Here is a 21,019-nt window from a genome sequence, read left to right as displayed (position 1 = left end):
GCGGCAGCGGATGGCAGGGATCGGGTAACAACAGGACATGGAAAAGGGGATGAAGATGAACAAGCAAACCACGGCAATGACGGGCAAGACAGTGGCCAGGCGGCTGGCGGCATGGTGCGGCGCGCTGGGCGCGGCACTGTGGCTGGCAGGCTGTGCGGTGACGGATGTCGGCCGCGCGCCGGCGCTGGCCCGCGGCGAGATCATCGCGGTGCTGCCGATCGTGAACTACACCGAGACGCCGCAGGCCGGCCTGCGCGCCGAGGCGATTGCCGAGAGCCTGCTGAAGACCGGCGGCGTGGCCAGCCTGAAGCGTTATCCGGCCAGCCTGAACCCGGAAACGCTGTTCGAGCCGGCCGAGCGCGAAGCCGTGGGCAAGGCGCTGGAATGGGCGCGTGCCGAGAAGGCCCGTTACGCGCTGACCGGCGCGGTGCAGGAATGGCGCTACAAGGTGGGCGTGGACGGCGAGCCTGCGGTCGGCATCTCGCTGCAGCTGCTGGACGTGAACAGCGGTGAAGTGGTGTGGTCGGCCACCGGCAGCGACAGCGGCTGGAGCCGCGCCTCGCTGTCGGGCACCGCGCAGAAGCTGCTGCGTCGCCTGCTGGCGCCGCTGATGCAAGGCTGAGGCGGCGGCAAGCCACCAGGAAGAGGCTGCACACCGATGCGGCGATGCAATGGTTGAAGCAAGGGGATGAGCGTGGCCAATACGGCTGACAAGACATATCGCGCGCGGCAAGGACAGGGCATCGGCCTGGGTGGGCGCTATGCGCGCCTGCTGGCGCCGGCGGTCAGCGGGCGCGCGGCCGTGGTGGAACTGGTGGTGGCCATGCTGGCCGCAATGGGGCTGGCGTGGCTGGTGCTGCCGCAGAATCCGCTGCTGCTCGGCATGGGCTTTCCGTGGGCCTGGCTGCTGCCGGTGATCCTGGCGCTGCGCTATGGCACGCTGATCGGCGTGGGCAGCGTGCTGATGCTGCTGGGCGGCTGGTACTTCTACCAGCAGACCGGCGTGATGGCAGGGCCCTTCCCGCGCCTGTTCTTCCTCGGCGGGCTGCTGCTGGTGCTGGTGGCCGGACAGTTCGGCGATATCTGGGGCACGCGCCTGGCGCGCGCCCGCGCCGTGAACCGCTACCTGGACGAACGCCTGGCGGCGCTGACCAAGAACCACTACCTGCTGCGCATCTCGCATGAGCGGCTGGAAAACGACCTGCTGGCGCGGCCCACCACGCTGCGCGACACGCTGTCGCAGCTGCGCAGCGTGGCGCTGGACGAGGCCGCGCGCACCGGCCAGGTGCTGGCCGGTGCGCAGCCGATGCTGCAGGTGGTGGCGCAGGCCTGCCAGCTTGAGGCAGCCGCGCTCCATGCCTGCGATGGCGAGCACGTGGATGGCGTCCCGGTCGCCAGCATCGGCCCGGAATTCACGCTCGACACCACCGACCCGTTGGTGCGCCACTGCCTGGACACGCGCCAGCTGGCGCACCTGAGCGCCGACGGCCTGCAGCATGGCGCGCAGACGCGCTACGTGGCGGTGGCGCCGGTGCTGGCCGGCTCCGACCACCTGATCGGCCTGCTGGTGGTCGAGCGCATGCCGTTCCTGTCGCTGACCTACGAGAACCTGCAGATGCTGATGGTGCTGCTGGGCTACTACGCCGACGGCGTGGAGCACGCCGGCGCCACCCGCACCATCCAGGCGGCGCTGCCGGCCTGCCCATACCCGTTTGCGCTGGACTATGCGCGGCTGTCGCGGCTGCGGCGCGAGACCGGCATCGAAAGCTCGGTTGTGGCGCTGGTGTTCGACGCGGATCCGGAGCGCGATGCGCTGTTCGAGCAGGTGGTGCGCAGCCGGCGCGCGCTGGATGTGGCGTGGCCGGTGGTCAACGCCCATCACCGCGCGATGCTGACGCTGATGCCGCTGTCCGATGCGCAGGCGGTGGCGGCCTACCTGGTGCGCATCGAAGACATGCTGCGCGCGCAGTTCGGCACCGACTTCACCAGTGCGGGCATCGGCGTCTATACGCTGGCGGTGCCCGGCGCCGGCTCGGAAGACGCGCTGGTCAAGCTGCTGCGCCGGGCCCAGGTGGATGGCGCGATCGCGCCGGCCACGCTGCCGGCCGGGGAAGCGCCCCATGTTTAAGCTCGGCGCCAGCGGGCTCGTCGCCCAGATCGCCGCGCTGGCGCTGCTGGCGCGCGCCGGCAACAGCACCGCGCTGCTGCTGGCCTTCTTCGGCATGCAGGCGGTGGCCGCCGCGCTGACGGCGCTGCTGCTGTGGCGCCTGCTGCCGCGGCGCTTTCGCGTGCCGTTCGGATGGAGCTATGGCTTTCTCGCGCTGTTCTGCTTCTTCGTGCCGCTGGGCGGCGCGCTGGTGTGCCTGGGCAGCTACCTGTTCTCGAAGCTGTTCCCGCGGCGCGTGGACACCAGCGGCATCGGCACCGTGGGCTTGCCCGAGTTCGTCACGCACCTGATGTCGCGCGTCACCCACGGCGGCGGCGCGCGCCTGCGTGCGCAGCTGGGCAATGCGCGCGCGCCCCTGCCCGAGCGCATGACCGCGCTGGTGGCGATGCAGTCGATGCCGGCGCGCACCGCCAGCCCGGTGCTGCGCGAACTGCTGGCCGACAGCGTCGACGACGTGCGGCTGCTGGCCTACGGCATGCTGGACGGCGCCGAGAAGCAGCTGACCCAGCAGATCCTGGCCGAGCTGCCGCGGCTGGAGAGCGCCAACAGCGCCAGCGAGCGCGCCGAGATCAGCAAGCGGCTGGCAGACCTGTACTGGGAACTGATCTACCAGAACCTGGTGCAGGGCGACGTCTACCGCTACACCGCCAGCCAGGTCGAGCGCTACGCCAGCGCGGCGCTGCAGTACGACGACAGCAATGCCTCGCTGTGGTACATGCGCGGACGCCTGGCGCTGGCGCGCAATGCCCCGCGCGAGGCGCGTGAATGGCTGCAGCGCGCCGAATCCCTCGGCTTCGCGCGCGAACGCGTGCTGCCGCACCTGGCCGAGGCCGCCTACCTGGAACGCGACTATGCCGCGGTGCGCCAGCTGATGGCATCGTTTGACAGCCCCTCGCCGCTCCCGCTGGTGCGGCCCCTGCTGCGGTACTGGCAATCATGAGCAAGATCCTGGTAAAAGCGACGTCGGCCGACGTCATGTTGCTGCTCGAAGGCACCTTCCCGTATGTGAGCGGAGGGGTGTCGAGCTGGGTCAACCAGATGATCCGCGCGTTCCCGGACCTGCGCTTCGGCATCGTCTTTATCGGCAGCCGGCGCGAGGACTATGGCGACATGGCCTACCAGCTGCCGCCCAACGTGGTGCACCTGGAAACGCACTACCTGTACGACTTCCCGCCGCCGCCGCTGGTCCAGGGCAGCACCGGCGATGCCAAGGCGTTCGACGCCTCGGACCGCCTGCACGAGCTGCTGCGCGACCCGGGCCGTGAGGCCGAGGCCGGCGCCATGATGCGCGAGCTGATGCCGGCGCTGCGCGAGGGTGGGGCGCTGGGCGAGGACGCCTTCCTGTACAGCCGCCGCGCCTGGCAGACCATCACCGAGCAATACCGGCGCTTCTGCACGGACCCGTCGTTCACGGACTATTTCTGGACCGTGCGCATCATGCACAAGCCGCTGTGGCAGCTGGTGCGCATTGCCGACAACCTGATCCCGGCGCGCGTCTACCACACGGTTTCCACCGGCTATGCGGGCTTTCTCGGGGCGCTGCTGCGCCACCGCAACCAGCGCCCGCTGCTGGTGTCGGAGCACGGCATCTACACCAAGGAACGCAAGATCGACCTGTTCCAGAGCCAGTGGATCCGCGACAACCGCAATGTGTTCGAGCGCGACATCTCCCAGATCAGCTACTTCCGCGAACTGTGGGTGCGCTTCTTCGAGACCATCGGCCGGGTCTGCTACGACGCCGGCGACGACATCGTCGCGCTGTATGAGGGCAATCGCCGCCGCCAGGTGCAGGACGGCGCGCCTGAGGTGCGCACGCGCAGCATCCCCAATGGCATCGACCTGCCGCGCCTGGCGCCGCTGCGCGCCCGCCGCAAGCCGGGCGTGCCGCCGGTGCTGTGCCTGATTGGCCGGGTGGTGCCGATCAAGGACGTCAAGACCTTTATCCGCGCCATGCTGACGGTGGTGCGCGAGTACCCCGACGCCGAAGGCTGGATCGCCGGCCCCGAGGACGAGGATCCCGACTACGCGCGTGAATGCCGCAGCCTGGCCGAGAGCCTGGGCTTGGGCCAGAAGGTCAAGTTCCTGGGCTTCCAGCGCATCGACGCGCTGCTGCCGCAGGTGGGCGTGCTGGTGCTGAGCTCGATCAGCGAGGCGCTGCCGCTGGTGGTGCTGGAAGGCTTTGCCGCCGGCGTGCCGTGCGTGACCACCGACGTGGGCTCGTGCCGCGAGCTGCTGTTCGGCCTGCCCGGCGACGACGCCGCGCTGGGCTCGGCCGGCGAGGTGGTGCGCATTGCCGACCCCGCGGCCCTGGCCGCGGCGGCGCTCGGGCTGCTGCGGGACCCGGCGCGCTGGCAGGCGGCCCAGGCCGCCGGCGTGGCGCGCGTGGAGCGCTACTACACCCAGGACCGCATGGTGGGCAGCTACCGCGAACTGTATCAACGGCTGATGGCGCAGGCAGACGGCGCCGGGCATGGCGAACCTGAGCGGCAGGGCGGCGGCAACCCCGCGCGCTGCCCGGTCCACGGAGGGGCCTGAGCATGGCTGGCATTGGATTCGAGCTGCGCAAGATGCTGCGGCGGGACAACCTGTCGGGCATGCTGAGCGCCTACGCGTATGCCGGCATCATCAGCTCCGGGCCATGGATCCTGTCCATCGTCGGCATCCTGCTGATCGGCATGCTGAGCCTGCCCTTCGTGGTGCCGGGCTCGCTGATCACGCAGTTCCAGGTGTCGGTGACCTACCTGATCGCCGGCAGCCTGATCCTGACCGGGCCGATGCAGCTGGCGTTCACGCGCTTCACCTCGGACCGGTTGTTCGAGAAGCGCGACCACCTGGTCCTGAGCAACTACCACGCGGTGGCGCTGCTGGCGACGGTGCTGTCGGGCGGCATCGGCGTGGCGTGCGCGGTATTCAGCTTCGGCGAGCAGTCGGTGCTGTACCGGCTGCTGATGGTGGCGGGCTTCGTGGTGCTGAGCAATATCTGGATTGCTGCGATCTTCCTGTCGAGCATGAAGCAGTACAAGGCCATCGTGTGGACCTTCCTGCTGGGCTACGCGATCTCGGTCGGCGCCGCGCTGGTGCTGCGCGGCCACGGGCTGGAAGGGCTGCTGGGCGGTTTCGCCGCCGGCCAGCTGTGCCTGCTGACCGGCATGGTGACGCTGATCTACCGCAACTACACCAGCCGCCAGTTCATGTCGTTCGAGGTGTTCCAGCGCCGCCATGCCTACCCCAGCCTGGTCGCGATCGGCCTGCTCTACAACCTGGGTATCTGGATCGACAAGTTCATGTTCTGGTACGCGCCCTCCACCGGGCAGCAGGTGATCGGGCCGCTGCATGCGTCGATCATCTACGACATCCCGGTGTTCCTGGCCTACCTGGCAATCATCCCGGGCATGGCGGTGTTCCTGGTGCGCATCGAGACCGATTTCGTCGAGTACTACGACGCGTTCTACAACGCGGTGCGCGGCGGCAGCTCGCTCGAGCATATCGAGGACATGCGCAACACCATGGTCCAGACCATCCGGCTGGGTTTGTACGAGATCGTCAAGGTGCAGGCCATCGCCGCGCTGCTGCTGTTCGCGGTGGGCGTGTGGGTGCTGCGGCTGCTGGGCATTTCCGAGCTGTACCTGCCGCTGCTGTACGTGGACGTGATCGGCGCCAGCCTGCAGGTGGTGCTGCTGGGGGTGCTCAACATCTACTTCTACCTGGACCGCCGCCGCGAGGTGCTGCTGCTGACCGCGACCTTCGTGGTGCTGAACTTCGCGCTGACGCTGCTGACGCTGCACCTGGGGCCGGCCTGGTACGGCTACGGCTTTGCGGTGTCGCTGCTGGTGGTGGTGGCGCTGGCGCTGTACCTGCTGGACCGCAAGCTGGACCGGCTGGAGTACGAGACCTACATGCTGCAATAGGCCCTGCCGGGGCCGCGCCGGCCGGCTCCCCGGGCGGCGCGATGGCGGCAAGGATGATGCAGATCGAAAGACGATCGCGGAGGGATCGGCGCAGTTGCCGCCACCACCCCTCGTCGGGGCATCTCGACGGAAGGGCCTGCGATTGGGTAACATGGCGGCAGCCGGCGGGCTTCGGCCTGGCCCGTCGGATCAGATCGACGGCCGCGCCCCCCTGGGGGTGAATATGAGGAATGACTTGCCGGCCGAGCCGTCGACATGCCGTGGCAGAGACCGCAGTTGCAGTCGGAAGCTGGCAGAAGGATGTAGAGGTATGCGAATTGCCTCCGTGGAGGATGATCCGGATCAGGCCGAACTGATCCGGCAGATATTGAGCGAAGCCGGCTTCGAGTGCGAGTCCTTCGCCAACGGTGCGGACTTTCTGCGCGCGCTGCGCGAGCGCGCCTATGACCTGTTGCTGGTCGACTGGCAGTTGCCGGGCACCAGCGGCTATGAGCTGGTCAGCTGGGTGCGGCAGAAGTCCGGCAATATGCCGCCGATCCTGTTCGTCACCAGCCGCACCGCCGAATCCGACATCGTCGACGGCCTCACCGTGGGCGCCGACGACTACATGCTCAAGCCCATCCGCGCCGGCGAGCTGATCGCCCGCGTGCGTTCGCTGCTGCGCCGCGCCTACCCCGAGGCGGCGCAGGAAGTGGAGCTGATCCGGCGCGGCAACTACATCGTCGATACCCACGCGCGCACCATCACCGTCGGCGGCGAGCCGGCGCTGCTGTCCCCGCGAGAATATGAGCTGGCCCTGTTCCTGTTCCGCAATACCGGGCGCCTGCTGGCGCGCGAGGTGATGGAGCAGGCCGTCTGGGGCCGCGCCATGGGCGCGGGCTCGCGCACGCTGGATACGCATATCTCGCGGCTGCGCCTCAAGCTGGCGCTGCGCCCCGAGAACGGCGTGCGGCTGACCTCCGTGTACTCGCACGGCTATCGCTTTGAAGAGGCTTCCGCGGCAGATGTGGAGGCGGATGAGGCCGGGGCGGATGCGTAAGGTGATCGGTGGTGCCGCGCTGGCCCTGCTGGCCGGCATGGCGGTTCCGGCGCACGCCGGGCCCGCGGGCGCGGAAGGCGCCGATTTTATCTACCTGGTGGAGCCGGGCGATACGCTGATCGGCCTGGCCTCGCGCTACATGGCGTCCGAGCAGGGGTGGCGCACGCTGCAGCGCCTGAACGGCGTGGCCGATCCGTACCGGCTGGTGCCCGGCTCGCGCCTGCGCATCCCGCTCAGCCAGATTCCCGAGCAGGCCGCGTCGGCGCGTGTGGTCCATGTGGCCGGTGCGGTCCGCGCCAATGGCCGGCCGGTGCAGGCCGGCATGACGCTGGACGAAACCACGCGCATCGAGACCCCCGCGGGCGGCTCGGTCACGCTGGAGTTGCCGGACCGCAGCCGCGTCACGGTGCCGCCGGCCACCACGCTCTCGGTCAGCCGGCTGCGCATGTTCGCGCGCAGCGGCCTGACCGACACCGTGATCCGCATCGAGAAGGGTGCCGCCGATACGCGCGTGGCACCGCAGGGCGGCGGCGTCGGGCGCTTCGAGCTGCATACGCCGATGATGGTGACCGGCGTGCGCGGCACCCGCTACCGGGTCTCGGCCGACACGGCAGGAAGCCGCAGCGAGGTGCTGGAAGGGCGCGTCGGCGTCAGTGCGGCGCGGGGTGCCCGCGCCAGGCCGGCAGCAGAGCGTGCCATGACCGCGGCGGCTTCGGTCGGTGCCGGCTATGGCATCGGCGTGTCGGCCGGCGGCAAGCTGTCGCAGCCGGTGGCGCTGCTGCCGGCGCCGGCCCTGCTGCCCCCGGCCGATACCGTGCTGGGCCCGTCCTTCGAAGCCGTCTGGCAGCCGGTGCCGGGCGCCACCGCCTACCGCGTGCTGGTGGCGCGCGATGCGGCGCTGAGCGAACTGGTCTGGACCGGCACCGCCAGTGGCGCCACTGCCACGACCGCGCGCGTCGACGGCCTGCCCGAGGGCACGCTGTACCTGAGCGTCAGTGCCATCGACAAGCACCAGCTGACCGGCCATGACGCCCAGGCACCGGTGTCGGTGCGGCTGAACCCGCCGGCGCCGTTCACGCAGCAGCCTGCCGCCGATGCGGTGCGCTATGCCGAAGCCGTCGCCTTCGAATGGGCCACCGTGCCGAGCGCGGCGCGCTACGAACTGGCGCTGGCCGCCGATTCGGCCTTTACGCGCGATGCCGTGGTGCAGGCGGCCTCCGAGCCCGCCGCCACGCAAGCGCTGGTGCCGGGCCGCTGGTGGTGGCGCGTGCGCAGCGTCGATGCGGCGGGCCGGCCGGGCCCGTGGTCGGACGCGGTCCCGTTCAGCGTCGAACCCAAGCCGCCCGTGCCGACCCTGCAGGACGACGGCGGCGCGCTGCATATCGGCTGGCCCGAGGGCAGCGGCGCCGGCGCGGGCTACCGGGTCCAGGTGTCGGCCGATGCCGGCTTTGCCACACTGCTGGCCGACGAGCACACCACCACCAATGCCATTGACCTGCCGCGCCCCGCGCCCGGCGTCTATTTCATCCGCGTGGCACGTGCGGCGCCGGGGGTGACACCTGACCCGGCGGCGTTCTCCGCGCCGCAGCGCATTGAAGTCAATGCCCTCCTGCGCGACTCGCAGGGCGGCGCAATCGGGTCGGGCGACCGGCCGGACGGTGGTGGCCGCATCCGGCTCAACTGACGCGCCAGGCCCGGCGCCGGCCGCGCCCGGGCACGCTTTCGGGCAGCGCACGCTGATCGAATGGTGCCTGCTGCTTGCTGCCGTGCTGGCCCTGGTGGTGCTGGCCGCGCGCCAGGGCTGGGCCGAGCGCGCCGACCTGGCCGCCTACGACATCGCCATCAGCGCCCAGCACCATCCGGCCCGCGACGACATCGTCATCGTCGGCATCGATGACGCCAGCATCACCGCCATCGGCCGCTGGCCGTGGCGCCGCGCGGTGCTGGCGCAGCTGGTCGAGCGCATCGCCGCCGGCGGGCCGCGCGTGATCGGCGTGGACGTGATCCTGTCCGAGCGCGACACCCGCTATCCGCAAGACGACGCCGTGCTGGCCCGCAGCCTGGCCCGGGCCGGCAACGTGGTGCTGCCGGTGGTGGCCGAATCCGGCCCCGCCGGCATGCTGGTGCGCTACCCGCTGGCCGGGCTGGGCACCGCGGTGGGCCATATCAACATGGTGGTCGATACCGATGGCGTGGCGCGCCAGGTCTATCTGAGCGAAGGGCCCCATCCGGTGGCCGCCGCCGGCGTGCCGCACCTGGCCGCGGTGATGGCGGCGTTCGGTCGCGCCGCCGAGCCGCCCGGCATCGCGCGCCAGGAGCCGGCCCGGATCACCGAAGCCAACGGCTGGGAGCGCAGCGGCCGCCTGCGTATCCCGTATGCCGGCCCGCCCGGCACCTTTGCCCGCGTGTCAGCGCGCGACGTGCTGGATGGCCGCGCCAACCCCGCCATCTTTGCCGGCAAGGCCGTGCTGATCGGCGCGCTCGCCACCGGCATGGGCGACGTGCTGCCGACGCCGGTGTCGCGCGATGGCCGCGGCATGAGCGGGGTGGAGATCCTGGCCAATACCGTGCAGGCGCTGACCGACGGCGATGCGATTGTGGCGGTGCCGCGCGCGTGGCAGGTCGGCGGCACGCTGCTGGCGGTGCTGCTGGCCGCACTGGCCGCGCTGCGCCTGCCCCCGCGCGGCGCGCTGGTGGCCACCGGGCTGCTGCTGGCGGCCCTGCTGGGAGGCTCGCTGTTGCTGCTGGCGCTGGCGCGGCTATGGTTTGCACCCGCCGCCGCGGCGCTGGGCTGCGTGCTGTTCTACCCGCTGTGGAGCTGGTTGCGCCAGGAGGCGGCCTTGCGCTTCCTTACCGACGAACTGGCGCGGCTGGAACGCGAACCCGGCCTGATTGCCGCGCCGCACCATACCGGCGCCACGCTCGACAGCCGCATGCGCGCCGTCTACAGCATGAGCGCGCAACTGCGCGGCACGCGCCGCTTCCTGTCCGATGGCCTGGAAAGCCTGCCCGATGCCACCGCGATCTGCGACCTGGATGGCGGCGTGATGCTGGCCAACCGGCGCTGCGTGGCGCTGGCGCCCGCGGTGCTGGACGGCGAGCCCGCTCATGCGCCGGGCGCGGCCGGGCCGCCGCGGGCCGCCATCCGCGCGCTGATCGAGGCAATCTTTCCCGCGCCGGCACCGGCCCTGGCGTACTGGCAGTCGCTGCACGACCGCCACGCCGGCGCCCGCATCGCTCCGGTCCCGGTTCCCGACGGCGGCATCGAGGTGGCCGGGCGCGGCGACCGCCGCTACCTGCTGCATGGCGCGCCGCTGCACGCCGAGGCCGGCGCCGTGGCCGGCCTGATCGTCAGCGTGATCGACATCACCGCGATCCGCATTGCCGAGCGCCAGCGCGAGCAGATGCTGCGCTTCCTGTCGCACGACATGCGCTCGCCGCAGGCATCGATCCTGGCCTTGATCGAGCTGCATGAGCGCCGCGCGCGGCGCGATGGGGCAGCCGCCGGCGACGTCGCCACGGACAGCGGCGTGCTGGCACGCATCGCCGCCCATGCACGCCGCACGATGACGCTGGCCGACGACTTCATCAGCGTGGCGCGCGCGGAGTCGAAGACCCTGGCGTTCATGGAAGTGGAATTGGGTGGCCTGGTGCTGGATGCGACGGACCAGCTCTGGGCGCTGGCCAATGCCCGCGACGTGACGCTGCAGATCGACCTGCCTGACGAGCCCGCGGTGCTGCAGGGTGAACCGACACTGCTGGCGCGCGCCATCGCCAACCTGGTCAGCAATGCGATCAAGTTCAGCCCGCAAGCGGGGACCGTGACGGTCTCGCTCACGCGTGAGCCGGGCAGCTTTGTCGTTGCCGTGCAGGACCATGGGCCGGGGATTGCCGAGGCCGACCAGGCACGATTGTTCGAACCGTTCGCGCGCTTGCATGAGGGGCAGCAGGGCGCGCCGGAAGGCACGGGTCTGGGGCTGGTGCTGGTGCGGGCCGTGGCCGAGCGGCATGGCGGCAAGGCCAGCGTGCGCAGTGCGGCTGGGGCGGGGGCGGAGTTCCGTATCGAATTGCCGGTGGCCTGAGCGGCACAGCATCGGCCGCAAGCCATGCTACGGCCGCCGACACAATTGTTGGCAGTCGCCACAGGCGGATTTGCGTAGCATCGTATTGCCGCTGGAGCCGCATCCGGTGGTCTTCGCGCCCACGCCAGCTCCCCCAATGGCCGTAACTGGCGTGGGCGGCTTTTTTGGGTGCCACTTGAACTCAGTACCCACCTTGCCCGGGCACCCACGCGGTCCCGGCAAGCGGCACCTGTGTCATCGCCGCCGCCTCGATGGTCAGTGCAACGAGGTCTTCGGGCTCCAGGTTATGCAGGTGCGACTTGCCGCAGGCACGCGCGATGATCTGCGCTTCCATCGTCATGACCGACAAGTAGTTTGCCAGGCGCCGCCCGGCCTGTACCGGATCCAGGCGAGAAGCCAGTTCCGGATCCTGCGTGGTAATGCCTGCGGGATCCTTGCCCTCATGCCAGTCGTCGTAAGCCCCCGGAACGGTCCCGAGCTTGTGGTACTCGCCGGCATGGCGCGGGTCGTTGTCCCCCAGCGCGACCAGTGCAGCCGTGCCGATGGCAACGGCATCTGCTCCAAGGGCGAGGGCCTTGGCGACGTCCGCGCCGTTGCGAATGCCGCCCGAGACGATCAGCTGAACCTTGCGATGCATGCCCAGGTCCTGAAGCGCCTTCACCGCGGGCCGGATGGCCGCGAGGATGGGGATACCCACGTGCTCAATGAACACTTCCTGCGTCGCGGCGGTGCCACCCTGCATGCCATCGAGCACCACCACATCGGCGCCGGCTTTGACCGCCAGGGCCACGTCATAGTAGGGGCGGGTGGCGCCAACCTTGACGTAGATGGGTTTCTCCCAGTCGGTAATTTCCCGCAGTTCGAGGATCTTGATCTCGAGGTCGTCGGGGCCGGTCCAGTCCGGATGCCGGCATGCCGAGCGTTGATCGATGCCTTCGGGAAGGCATCGCATCCTTGCCACGCGCGCGCTGATCTTCTGTCCCAGCAGCATGCCGCCGCCACCGGGTTTCGCGCCCTGTCCGATCACTACTTCGATGGCGTCAGCCTTGCGCAGGTCGTCGGGGTTCATGCCGTAGCGTGAGGGCAGGTACTGGTACACCAGCGTCTGCGACTGGCCGCGCTCCTCCGGTGTCATGCCTCCGTCGCCCGTGGTCGTGCTCGTGCCGGCGATGGTGGCGCCGCGTCCCAGTGCCTCCTTGGCCTGGGCGGACAGCGCGCCGAAGCTCATGCCGGCAATGGTGACCGGCGTCTTCAGGTGAATCGGCTTTTTGGCGTAGCGCGTTCCCAGGACGACGTCGGTTCCGCACTTCTCCCGGTAGCCTTCCAGCGGATAGCGGCTGACCGAGGCGCCCAGGAACAGCAAGTCATCGAAATGCGGCAGCTTGCGCTTGGCGCCGCCGCCACGGATATCGTAGATGCCGGTGGCCGCGGCGCGCCGGATTTCGGCCAGGGCAGCCGGGTCGAACGTCGCGGAATAGCGCGGTGGAGTCTGGGTGGAACTTGATGCCAGGTCCTGCAGTTGGGTCGGGGCATTCATATCAATAGGCTCCTGCGTTATCGACATGGAAGTTGTAGAGCGTGCGGGCAGACCCGTACAGCTTGAACGACGACGGGTCGATATCCACATGGCCGGCGCGGTGGAGCAGGCCGGCCAGCACCACGCGTTCGCGCGGGCCCATGGTCTTCTCTTCGCAATCGGCGCCCAGGCTCTTCACCTTGCCACGCACATAGATGGCGGCTTCGTAGAGCGAGTCGCCCAGCGCTTCGCCGGCGTCGCCGAGCACCACCAGGTTGCCCGCTTGCGCCATGAACGCCGAGAAGCTTCCGACGGAACCGCCGACGACGATATCGGCGCCCTTCAGCGAAATCGCGCAACGCAGGCCGGCATCGCCGTCGATCACCAGCAGCCCGCCGTGGGCAGTGGCGCCTGCGGCGTTGGAGGCGAAGCCCTTGACGTGGACCTTGCCGCTCATCATGTTCTCGGCGACGCCGGTTCCGGCGCTGCCGTTGATGGTCACGGTGGCGCCTTGATTCATCCCGGCGGCGTAGTAGCCGGCATGGCCTTCGATGACCACGTCGACAGGCGCATTCAATCCGGCGGCGATCGCGTGCGCGCCGTTCGGGTTGTCGATCTGCACGCGCAAGCCGCCTTGCGCAGGCACGTCCTTGTGCAGGTACTGGTTGACTTCGCGCAGCGGCGTGACCGCGAGGTCAAACTTCACGCTTTCCATACGTACATCTCCTCGGGTGCTGGTTCGAAAATATGGGCGTGCCTGACGCCGGGCAGGTGGGCCAGCGAGCGGAATTCCGACGCGATGGCGACGTAGTCGTCGCTTTCGGCCACTACCGCGGGCTTGCAGGCGAAGGGGTCGCGGATCAGCGCCAGTTCCGTGGGCGTTCCCATCAGGAAGGTGTAGAAGCCATCCAGGACATCAAAGCCTGCCTGCAGCGCCTGCTCTAGCGTGTCGCCTTCGCGCAGCCGCCATTCCAGGAAACGCGTTGCCGCCTCGGTGTCGTTGTCGGTGTCGAAGTGGATGCCATGGGGCGCCAGCATGCGCCGGATGCCGTTGGGATTCGACAGGGAGCCGTTATGCACCAGGCAAAAGTCCTCGCCGGCGGTGAACGGGTGTGCGCGATCGGGCGTGACGGCAGATTCGGTGGCCATGCGGGTATGGCCGACGAGGTGGCTGCCCTGGAGTTCGGCGAAGCGGTAACGGGCTGCCACTTCAGCCGGGGTGCCGATGTCCTTGTAGAGGTCGATGCTGCGGCCCGTCGAGAACACATGCAGCTTGGGGTCGTTCGCGGCGATCCAGTCCTTGACGCGCTCTGGCTCGCCGCGGAAGGTCACGATGCCATGGTTTCCCTGTGCCTGCACGGTTGCGTGCACGTCGAGGGCCGCATTCAATGCGTCGGCCAGGCGATTCCAGTCATAGCGTTCGCCGTCATCGGTGTAGCCGGCATAGACGCTGATCTTCCTGTGGCGTTCTTCCACAGGCGCCGAGAACACCGCCAATCCCGCTGAATCCGGGCCACGCTCGGTCATGCCGATCAGCATGGGCACCATCAGCTCGCCAAGCTTTTCCCGCAGCGAAGATGTCTTGACTAACAATGCAACAATTCCGCACATAGCGTGATTCCTTCTTCAAAAGAATTCCAGGTACTGCTTCACTTCCCAGTCCGAGACATGCCGTTGATATTCGAGCCACTCCATGCGCTTGAGCTTCAGGAACTCTTGCGCAACGGGTCCCAGTGCCTCGGTTATCAGCGCATCGGCTTCGAGGGCATCCAGCGCGCTGCCAAGGTTCTGGGGTAGCAGGCCGATGCCGGCTTCGGCCAGCTGCGCCTCGCTCCACTCATAGAGATTGGTGTTGCGCGGTGCGCCGGGATCGAGCTTCCGGTCGATGCCGTCAAGCCCCGCCGCAATCACGGCCGCTGTGGCGAGATACGGGTTGGCGGCGCCATCGGGCAGCCGCAGTTCCAGCCGGCCCTTGGGGATGCGGATCATGCTCGAGCGATTGTTGTCGCCATAGCTGATATACGCGGGAGCCCAGGTGGCGCCGGTGAGGGAACGGCCCACCACGAGCCGCTTGTAGGAATTGACGGTGGGCGCGCAAAGCGCCGTGAGCGCCGGCGCATGGGCCAGCAGCCCGCCAAGGAAGTGATAGGCCAGCTGGGACAGGTCCAGCCCGCGCGGGTCGCTCTTGTCAGCAAACAGGTTGCGCTGGCCATCGCCGATCGACATGTGCATATGCATGCCGTTGCCGGGGCGGTTTGCAAACGGCTTCGGCATGAAGGAGCACACCAGGCCCAGCTCGTTGGCGATTTCCGATGCCGCCATCTTGAAGAAGATGAAATGGTCGCAAGACGTCAGGCAGTCGGTGAAGGTGTAATTCAGTTCGAATTGCCCGTTGGCGTCTTCATGGTCGATCTGGTAGACATCGATTCCCGCGGCGCGCAGTCCGTTGGACAGACGCTCCAGGAAAGTACGCGTGCGCGACAGCCCCTTGTAGTCGTAGCAAGGCTTGGCCAGCGTATCGCTCGGGTCGCACGGACCGATGCCGCCTTTGTCGTCACGGCGCAGCAGCGAAAACTCAGGCTCGAGGCCGGTATAAAGCGTGTAGCCACCTTGCGAGAGCCTGGCGATCTGCCGCTTCAGGACGACCCGGCTGTCGTACTGCCATGGCGCACCATCGACATGCCCTTCGCATACGATCCGGGCCAGGCCCGGCTGCCATGGCACCAGCCCGATGGTATCGAGATCCCCGCGAGCCATGAAGTCCGGGCCATGCGGTTCAATGCCGACGCCCCAGATGGCAAAGCCGGCAAAGCCCGCACCCTCTGCCAGGACCGAGCCAAGATGCGCCACTGGCACCGATTTGGCCTTGGCGACGCCGTGGATATCGACGAACTGCGCGAGGACGTAGCTGACGCCGCGCGCCAGCAGATAGTCTTGAGCGTCTTCGACGGTGTTGAACCGCGGAGCCGGGGTCAGCGCCCCGGCTGGCGCCGCAAGATGCGCACTCAACTCTGACTTCATGGATCGGCTCCTTCCGACTTTGGAATGCGCCTCGCAGCGCCAGGCGCATGACTTGCTCACTGGGACGCAAATCTGCGATGATTCCTGTGGAGCAACAAATGTGCCCATCATGAATCATCCTCCTGGTGCGTCAATGACTGAGAGACCCACATGAAGACCCATGCCGAGCCCCCTTTTGAAGCCCAAGTGCCCCACATTGAGGAATCGGTGGGCATGGTCATTCGCGAACTGCGGCTGCGGGAAAGGCTGACGATTGCCCAGGTCGCGGAACAGGCAGGCCTGAGCCGCGGGATGCTGTCGAAGATCGAGACCGGCAGCACCATGGCCGGCATGGATACGCTTGCCCGTATCGCCCGCGCGCTGGGCGTGCCAATGGCGGTGCTGTTCAGCAAGTACGATGGCGCGTCGGCTGCCGCGCAGCATGTCAGGCATGGAGCGGGGATGGAGGTGGTGCGGCGCGGCACCAGGAGCGGTCATACCTATCATCTGCTGGCCTATGACCAGGGCCCCGTGAAAGCCTTTGAGCCGTTCCTGATCACGATCGAGGACGACACCGAGCGCTACCCGACCTTCCAGCACCCCGGCACCGAATTCCTGTACATGCTGGAGGGCGTGGTCGAGTATCGCTGCGGACAGCAAACCTATACGCTCGAACCCGGCGATTCCCTGACCTTCGCCGGCGAGATACCGCATGGCCCGGTAGGTCTGACCAGGTGTCCGATCAGGTTCCTGTCCATCACCATCTATCCGCGACAAGGGGAGTGATGGTGCCCTGCGACCCGGATCGGCAGCACTGCAAACGCGGGCTCAGGACACCGCGCCGAGACCGTACTTGCCAGTCAGCAGCGCACCATTGCGGAAGCGCTCCAGGGAATAGGGGGCGATGTCAATCTCGGTCTCGATGCCCAGCGCTGCCTGGGCCAGCACGCGTCCGACCGCGGGAGCCAGCTTGAAGCCGTGGCCCGAGAAGCCGTAACCCACCACGAGACCCGGTACCTCGGGCAGACACCCGAGCACCGGGTTCCAGTCGGGCGTCACGTCGTAGACGCCGGTCCAGGACGAAGCAATCCCGGCGTCCGCATAGGTGGGGAAGCGCTCGGCGACTTGCGCGCCGACTTCGACCATGTAATTCATGCTGATGTCGCCTTGCTCGTTGTCCGGCGACGACAGCGTCTCACCGACGGTGCCCTCGCTGACCAGCATCTGCCTGCCGCCGTAACTGCGGCAATACAGCATGCCGGGAGAGCCGAGGTCCTTGTACACCGGCATCTGGAACGTATAGGGCGATGCCGCTTCCAGTGCCAGCACGGCATGGCGCTCGGGGACGACCGGGCTGGCGATGCCGGTCCAGCGCTCGATTTCGGTCGCCCAGATATTCTGGGTGCTGATGACGGTGCCGGCGAGGAAGGTTCCTCGCGAGGTTTCAACGCCGGCGACTTTGCCGCCGTCGAGCAACAACCGTTCGACTCCGACGCCTTCGAGGATCCTGACCCCGAGGCGGCGTGCCGCCCGCGCAAAGCCGGTGGCGACCAGGTAAGCGTCGGCAAAGCCGGCTTCCGGCTCGTAGCCGATCAGCGCAGCGTCGTCGAAGCGGGCAATCGGAAGCAGGCTTTGCGCTTCCTTTGCATCGAGCAGCCGCACTTCGATCCCCTGTGCCTGCTGGGCTTCCAGCGAGGCACGCAGCGGGGACAGCCTGGGACCATCCGGCGCGGCGATCAGGTAGCCGCACTTGACCATGCCCGCGGAGGCCTCTTCGTCGCCCAGGTAAGCGGCAAAGTCGTTGAACACCTGCCACGACGCTTGCGCCAGCCGGACGTTCTCGATGACCGAGTAGTGCGTCCGCAGAATGCCGCTGGATTGGGAGGTGGTTCCTGTACCGATCTGCATGCGCTCGAGCACGAGCACGTTAGTGCAGCCCTGGCGGGCGAGATGGCAGGCGACGGAACTGCCGATCACGCCGGCTCCGATAACGATCGCGTCGTAGCTTTGCATGGAGATTTCCTGGTGGGATCAGAACTGGATGCAAGCCTAGGAGCGACGGCAGCCCCGGAGCCTTAGTTGAAGAGATATTTATAGAAAAATTTAGATTTGCTTAAGTTATAGTGGCCGACACCGCTCCCTGTTGCAGGCAAGCCCATGGCCAAGTCCGCTCCCATGCCCTCCGCGATTTCCCCGACTCGGCGCCGCGCGCGCGTGCCCGACCTGCACGCGCTACAGGTCTTTATGGCTGTCTGTGAATCCGGTTCCATGGCCCTTGCCGCACAAGGGCTCGGCGTCAGCCAAAGCGCGGTCAGCCAGATGATCCGCTCACTCGAAGTCGAATACGGGATCCAGCTGTTCGACAGGGAAGTGCGGCCTGCCAGGCCCACGCGCGCAGGGAACATCCTGCTGGAGATGGCGGACCGCCTGCTGGCCGAGGCCCGGCATGTGGATGAGGAGTTGCGCAAGCGCGTGCGGCTGGACCACGCCCAGATACGGCTCGGTTGTGTGGACTCCTTTGCAGCGACGTTGGGGCCGGCGTTGATTCGCGGGCTGTCAGGGTCTGCCAGGCAAATGCAGCTATGGTCTGGCCTGACCCCGGGCCTGAATGCCCAGCTGCTGGGCCGGGAGCTGGACCTGGCGATCTGCACCGAAGTGCCGGTAGCCGAAGCACGCATTGCCCAGCGACTTCTGTTTTCCGAAAGCTGGGTGGCCGTATTTCCCAAAGGCAGCCATGTACTGCCGTTGTCCAAGGCGCAAGACCTCGCCGACCGTGTCGGCGATCTGCCGCTGATCCGGTACACGCAGCGCTCGGTCATCGGCCAGCAAGTCGAGCGATACCTGCGCCACATCGGCGTGGAAGCGGCACGTCGATTCGAGTTCGATGCGACCGATCCGCTGCTGAGCCTGGTGGCTGCGGGACTTGGGTGGGCCGTCAGCACGCCCCTTTGCCTCTGGCAATCGCGGGTGTGGCTGGATCAGGTCGAGCTGGTGCCGATCCCGTCATCGCGGCTGGGCCAGCGCGATTTTTACCTGCTTTGCCGAATGGCGGAATGGTCCGACCTTGCCGAAGACATTGCCCGGATCACGCGGACGGTGCTCACGCGGGAGCTCGTCCCCGCGATACGCGCCATGCTGCCTGGGTTGCCGGCGGATGCGATCAGCGCTGGCACGGCGCAGTCTCCCTCACTCCCTACGCCCTGAACGTCAGGACAAAGCGCGTCCGCCCCCCCTCCGACTCCACTCCAATGCCCCCGCCATGCGCAGCCACAATCGCCTGCGTGATCGCCAGCCCCAGCCCCAGCCCCGCACCATCGGACTCGGGCCGCGCCCGCGACTTGTCCGCGCGGAAGAACCGGTCAAACAGCGAGGGCAGCAGTTCAGGCCGGATGGTCTCGCCTTCGTTCTCGACGACCACCGTCACCCCTTCGGCAGCGGGCAAGATCTCCACCACAATGCCCTTGCCCGCCGGCGTATGCCGCAGCGCATTCGACAGCAGGTTGCTCAGCGCCCGCCGCAGCATCAGCCGGTCTCCGGTGATGCGGCCACTGCCGCGCACGGCCATGCGCACACCCTTGTCCTCAGCCAACGCATCGTAGAAATCGAACAGCGCAGCGACCTCATCAGCGACCTCGATCGGCTCGGCGTTCGGCAGGGTGATGCCGTGCTCCATCTTCGCCAGGTAGAGCATGTCCGACACCATGCGCGACAGCCGCTGCAGCTCTTCCACGTTGGACGCCAGCACGTCGCGGTACTTGTCCGCATCGCGCGGCTGCGACAGCACCACCTGGGTTTGCGTCATCAGGTTGGTGATCGGCGTGCGCAGCTCGTGCGCCAGGTCCGATGAGAACTCCGACAGGCGCGCGAAATCGCGCTGCAGGCGTTCCAGCATGGCGTTGAGCGTCGCGGCCAGGTCGGCCATTTCCACCGGCACGGCATCGACCGGCATGCGCTCGTCGAGCTTGTGCGCGGTGACAGTGCGCGCGCGCGAGGCCATGGTGCGCAATGGCGAGAGCCCGCGGCGCGCGGCCCACCAGCCCAGCAGCCCGCTCGCCAGCGCGGCCAGCGCGGCGTAGAAGGCCAGCGACTGGCGGAAGGCGTGCATGAAGTGGGCATGCAGTGCCGTGTCCATGCCGACCACGACCTGCAGCGGCCCCGGCTGTCCGGGCGGCACCTGCGCCAGCGCACGCATGCCGCGGTAGGTCTGGCCACCCTGTTCCCAGGTGAAGGCATGCCGCTGCGCCGGCAGTTGCGCGGCGGCGGCCAGGGCCATGCCGAAGTCGAAGTCCTGCGTGGCATACAGGCGCTTGCCGTCCGCGGCGCGCACTTCGGCCAGGAATCCGGCATGGTGTTCCAGCACCGGGCCCAGTCGTTGCGCCAGCGACGCCGCCGGGCCTTCGCCCGCGATCTTCTGGATCAGCCGCACGTTGTCGCCCAGCACGGCGTAGTCCTCGTCGGCGAAATGATTGTCGATCGCCAGCCAGATCAGCACGCCCAGCCCCAGCAGCACCGCGGCCGACGACAGCGAGAACAGGATGGTGAGCCGTGCCGTCAGCGACATCCGGACCTTCATTCAGCGTTCTCCGCTGCCTCGGGGGCTTCCAGCACATAGCCCATGCCGCGCACGGTCTGGATCAGCTTGGGCTCGAACTCATCGTCGATCTTCGCGCGCAGGCGCCGGATGGCGACGTCGATGACATTGCTGTCGCTGTCGAAGTTCATGTCCCACACCTGCGAGGCGATCAAGGAGCGCGGCAGCACTTCGCCGCGGCGGCGCGCCAGCAGTTCCAGCAAGGCGAACTCCTTGCTGGTCAGCGTGATGCGGCGCCCGGCGCGCGTGGCCCGGCGGCGGCCCAGGTCCAGCACCAGGTCGGCCACCTGGATGCGGTCCAGCGCCATCTGCGCCGTGCCCCGGCGCAGCAGCGTGCGCACCCGCGCGAGCAGCTCGGAAAAGGCGAAGGGCTTGACCAGGTAGTCGTCCGCACCCAGCTCCAGCCCCTTGACGCGGTCGGCCACGCTGTCGCGCGCGGTCAGGAACAGCACCGGCACGGCGATCTCCGCCGCGCGCAGCGCCTGCACGATGCGCCAGCCATCTACGTCCGGCAGCATCACGTCCAGGATGACCAGGTCATAGGGCTCGGTCATCGCCAGATGCTGGCCGTCCAGCCCGTTGGCCACCAGGTCGACGACAAAGCCCGCCTCGGTCAGCCCCTGGCGCAGGTATTCGCCGGTCTTGGACTCGTCCTCCACCACTAGCAGTTTCACAGCACTTTCCTTGATCGATCGGCCCTTTGGGCAGGGTCCGGC

Annotated in this window: 17 protein-coding genes; 10 read left to right on the top strand and 7 right to left on the bottom strand. The window is 68.1% G+C overall.

The window, feature by feature from the left end; translation table 11 throughout:
* Positions 1-55: 55 nt before the first annotated feature.
* The 8 genes from I6H87_RS29860 (at position 56) to I6H87_RS29825 (ending at position 11,196) form a co-directional block, all read left to right on the top strand.
* Positions 56-622 (top strand): transporter, encoded by a 567-nt coding sequence (locus tag I6H87_RS29860; RefSeq protein WP_041688544.1) that lies wholly within the window; start codon positions 56-58, stop codon positions 620-622.
* A 66-nt stretch (positions 623-688) separates the two neighbouring features.
* A complete protein-coding gene (locus I6H87_RS29855) occupies positions 689-2,128 on the top strand; it encodes a PelD GGDEF domain-containing protein (RefSeq protein ID WP_010810935.1) in 1,440 nt (479 codons plus the stop codon).
* Positions 2,121-3,107 (top strand): tetratricopeptide repeat protein, encoded by a 987-nt coding sequence (locus I6H87_RS29850; protein ID WP_010810936.1) that lies wholly within the window; start codon positions 2,121-2,123, stop codon positions 3,105-3,107. Before I6H87_RS29855 ends, I6H87_RS29850 begins: the two co-directional genes overlap by 8 nt.
* Complete coding sequence (gene pelF, locus I6H87_RS29845; protein ID WP_011617708.1) at positions 3,104-4,702, top strand: GT4 family glycosyltransferase PelF; 1,599 nt, start codon at positions 3,104-3,106, stop codon at positions 4,700-4,702. Before I6H87_RS29850 ends, pelF begins: the two co-directional genes overlap by 4 nt.
* Before the next feature lie 2 nt (positions 4,703-4,704).
* Positions 4,705-6,075: an exopolysaccharide Pel transporter PelG gene (gene pelG, locus I6H87_RS29840; protein ID WP_010810938.1), complete on the top strand. Its 1,371-nt coding sequence runs from the start codon at positions 4,705-4,707 to the stop codon at positions 6,073-6,075.
* Between the two features lie 310 nt (positions 6,076-6,385).
* Positions 6,386-7,114: a response regulator transcription factor gene (locus tag I6H87_RS29835; protein ID WP_011617707.1), complete on the top strand. Its 729-nt coding sequence runs from the start codon at positions 6,386-6,388 to the stop codon at positions 7,112-7,114.
* The gene (locus tag I6H87_RS29830) at positions 7,107-8,798 is read left to right on the top strand and encodes a FecR family protein (protein ID WP_011617706.1); all 1,692 of its coding nucleotides are present in this window, start codon (positions 7,107-7,109) and stop codon (positions 8,796-8,798) included. The genes I6H87_RS29835 and I6H87_RS29830 overlap by 8 nt, the downstream gene beginning before the upstream one ends.
* Positions 8,773-11,196: a CHASE2 domain-containing protein gene (locus I6H87_RS29825; protein ID WP_011617705.1), complete on the top strand. Its 2,424-nt coding sequence runs from the start codon at positions 8,773-8,775 to the stop codon at positions 11,194-11,196. Before I6H87_RS29830 ends, I6H87_RS29825 begins: the two co-directional genes overlap by 26 nt.
* A gap of 181 nt (positions 11,197-11,377) precedes the next feature.
* On the opposite strand, the gene I6H87_RS29820 is transcribed toward I6H87_RS29825, so the two are convergent.
* The 4 genes from I6H87_RS29820 to glnT are packed head-to-tail and all read right to left on the bottom strand — an operon-like array spanning position 11,378 to position 15,733.
* Complete coding sequence (locus I6H87_RS29820) at positions 11,378-12,733, bottom strand: FMN-binding glutamate synthase family protein (protein ID WP_011617704.1); 1,356 nt, start codon at positions 12,731-12,733, stop codon at positions 11,378-11,380.
* Position 12,734: 1 nt separating this feature from the next.
* On the bottom strand, positions 12,735-13,427 hold the full coding sequence (locus tag I6H87_RS29815; protein ID WP_011617703.1) for a GltB/FmdC/FwdC-like GXGXG domain-containing protein: 693 nt from the start codon (positions 13,425-13,427) through the stop codon (positions 12,735-12,737).
* On the bottom strand, positions 13,415-14,323 hold the full coding sequence (locus I6H87_RS29810) for a class II glutamine amidotransferase domain-containing protein (RefSeq protein ID WP_011617702.1): 909 nt from the start codon (positions 14,321-14,323) through the stop codon (positions 13,415-13,417). The genes I6H87_RS29815 and I6H87_RS29810 overlap by 13 nt, the downstream gene beginning before the upstream one ends.
* Positions 14,324-14,338: 15 nt before the next feature.
* On the bottom strand, positions 14,339-15,733 hold the full coding sequence (glnT, locus tag I6H87_RS29805) for a type III glutamate--ammonia ligase (RefSeq protein ID WP_010810945.1): 1,395 nt from the start codon (positions 15,731-15,733) through the stop codon (positions 14,339-14,341).
* Between the two features lie 150 nt (positions 15,734-15,883).
* Between glnT and I6H87_RS29800 the strand changes: the two genes are divergently transcribed.
* Positions 15,884-16,498, top strand: coding sequence for a helix-turn-helix domain-containing protein (locus tag I6H87_RS29800; protein WP_011617701.1), 615 nt, complete (start codon positions 15,884-15,886; stop codon positions 16,496-16,498).
* 42 nt (positions 16,499-16,540) lie between these two features.
* Here the strand turns inward: I6H87_RS29800 and I6H87_RS29795 are convergent, their stop codons facing one another.
* Positions 16,541-17,725, bottom strand: coding sequence for an NAD(P)/FAD-dependent oxidoreductase (locus tag I6H87_RS29795; RefSeq protein WP_011617700.1), 1,185 nt, complete (start codon positions 17,723-17,725; stop codon positions 16,541-16,543).
* A 144-nt stretch (positions 17,726-17,869) separates the two neighbouring features.
* Here I6H87_RS29795 and I6H87_RS29790 point away from each other — a divergent pair, with 144 nt between their 5' ends.
* Positions 17,870-18,916 (top strand): LysR family transcriptional regulator, encoded by a 1,047-nt coding sequence (locus I6H87_RS29790; RefSeq protein WP_011617699.1) that lies wholly within the window; start codon positions 17,870-17,872, stop codon positions 18,914-18,916.
* On the opposite strand, the gene I6H87_RS29785 is transcribed toward I6H87_RS29790, so the two are convergent.
* Both I6H87_RS29785 and I6H87_RS29780 read right to left on the bottom strand, forming a co-directional pair.
* Entirely contained in the window at positions 18,906-20,285 is a 1,380-nt protein-coding gene (locus I6H87_RS29785) for a heavy metal sensor histidine kinase (protein ID WP_011617698.1), read from the bottom strand. The genes I6H87_RS29790 and I6H87_RS29785 overlap by 11 nt on opposite strands.
* A complete protein-coding gene (locus I6H87_RS29780) occupies positions 20,282-20,977 on the bottom strand; it encodes a heavy metal response regulator transcription factor (RefSeq protein ID WP_010810950.1) in 696 nt (231 codons plus the stop codon). The genes I6H87_RS29785 and I6H87_RS29780 overlap by 4 nt, the downstream gene beginning before the upstream one ends.
* Positions 20,978-21,019: the final 42 nt, after the last annotated feature.

Source organism: Cupriavidus necator (assembly GCF_016127575.1).
GTDB classification, from domain to species: domain Bacteria; phylum Pseudomonadota; class Gammaproteobacteria; order Burkholderiales; family Burkholderiaceae; genus Cupriavidus; species Cupriavidus necator_D.
This window is presented reverse-complemented; position numbering and strand designations above follow the sequence as displayed.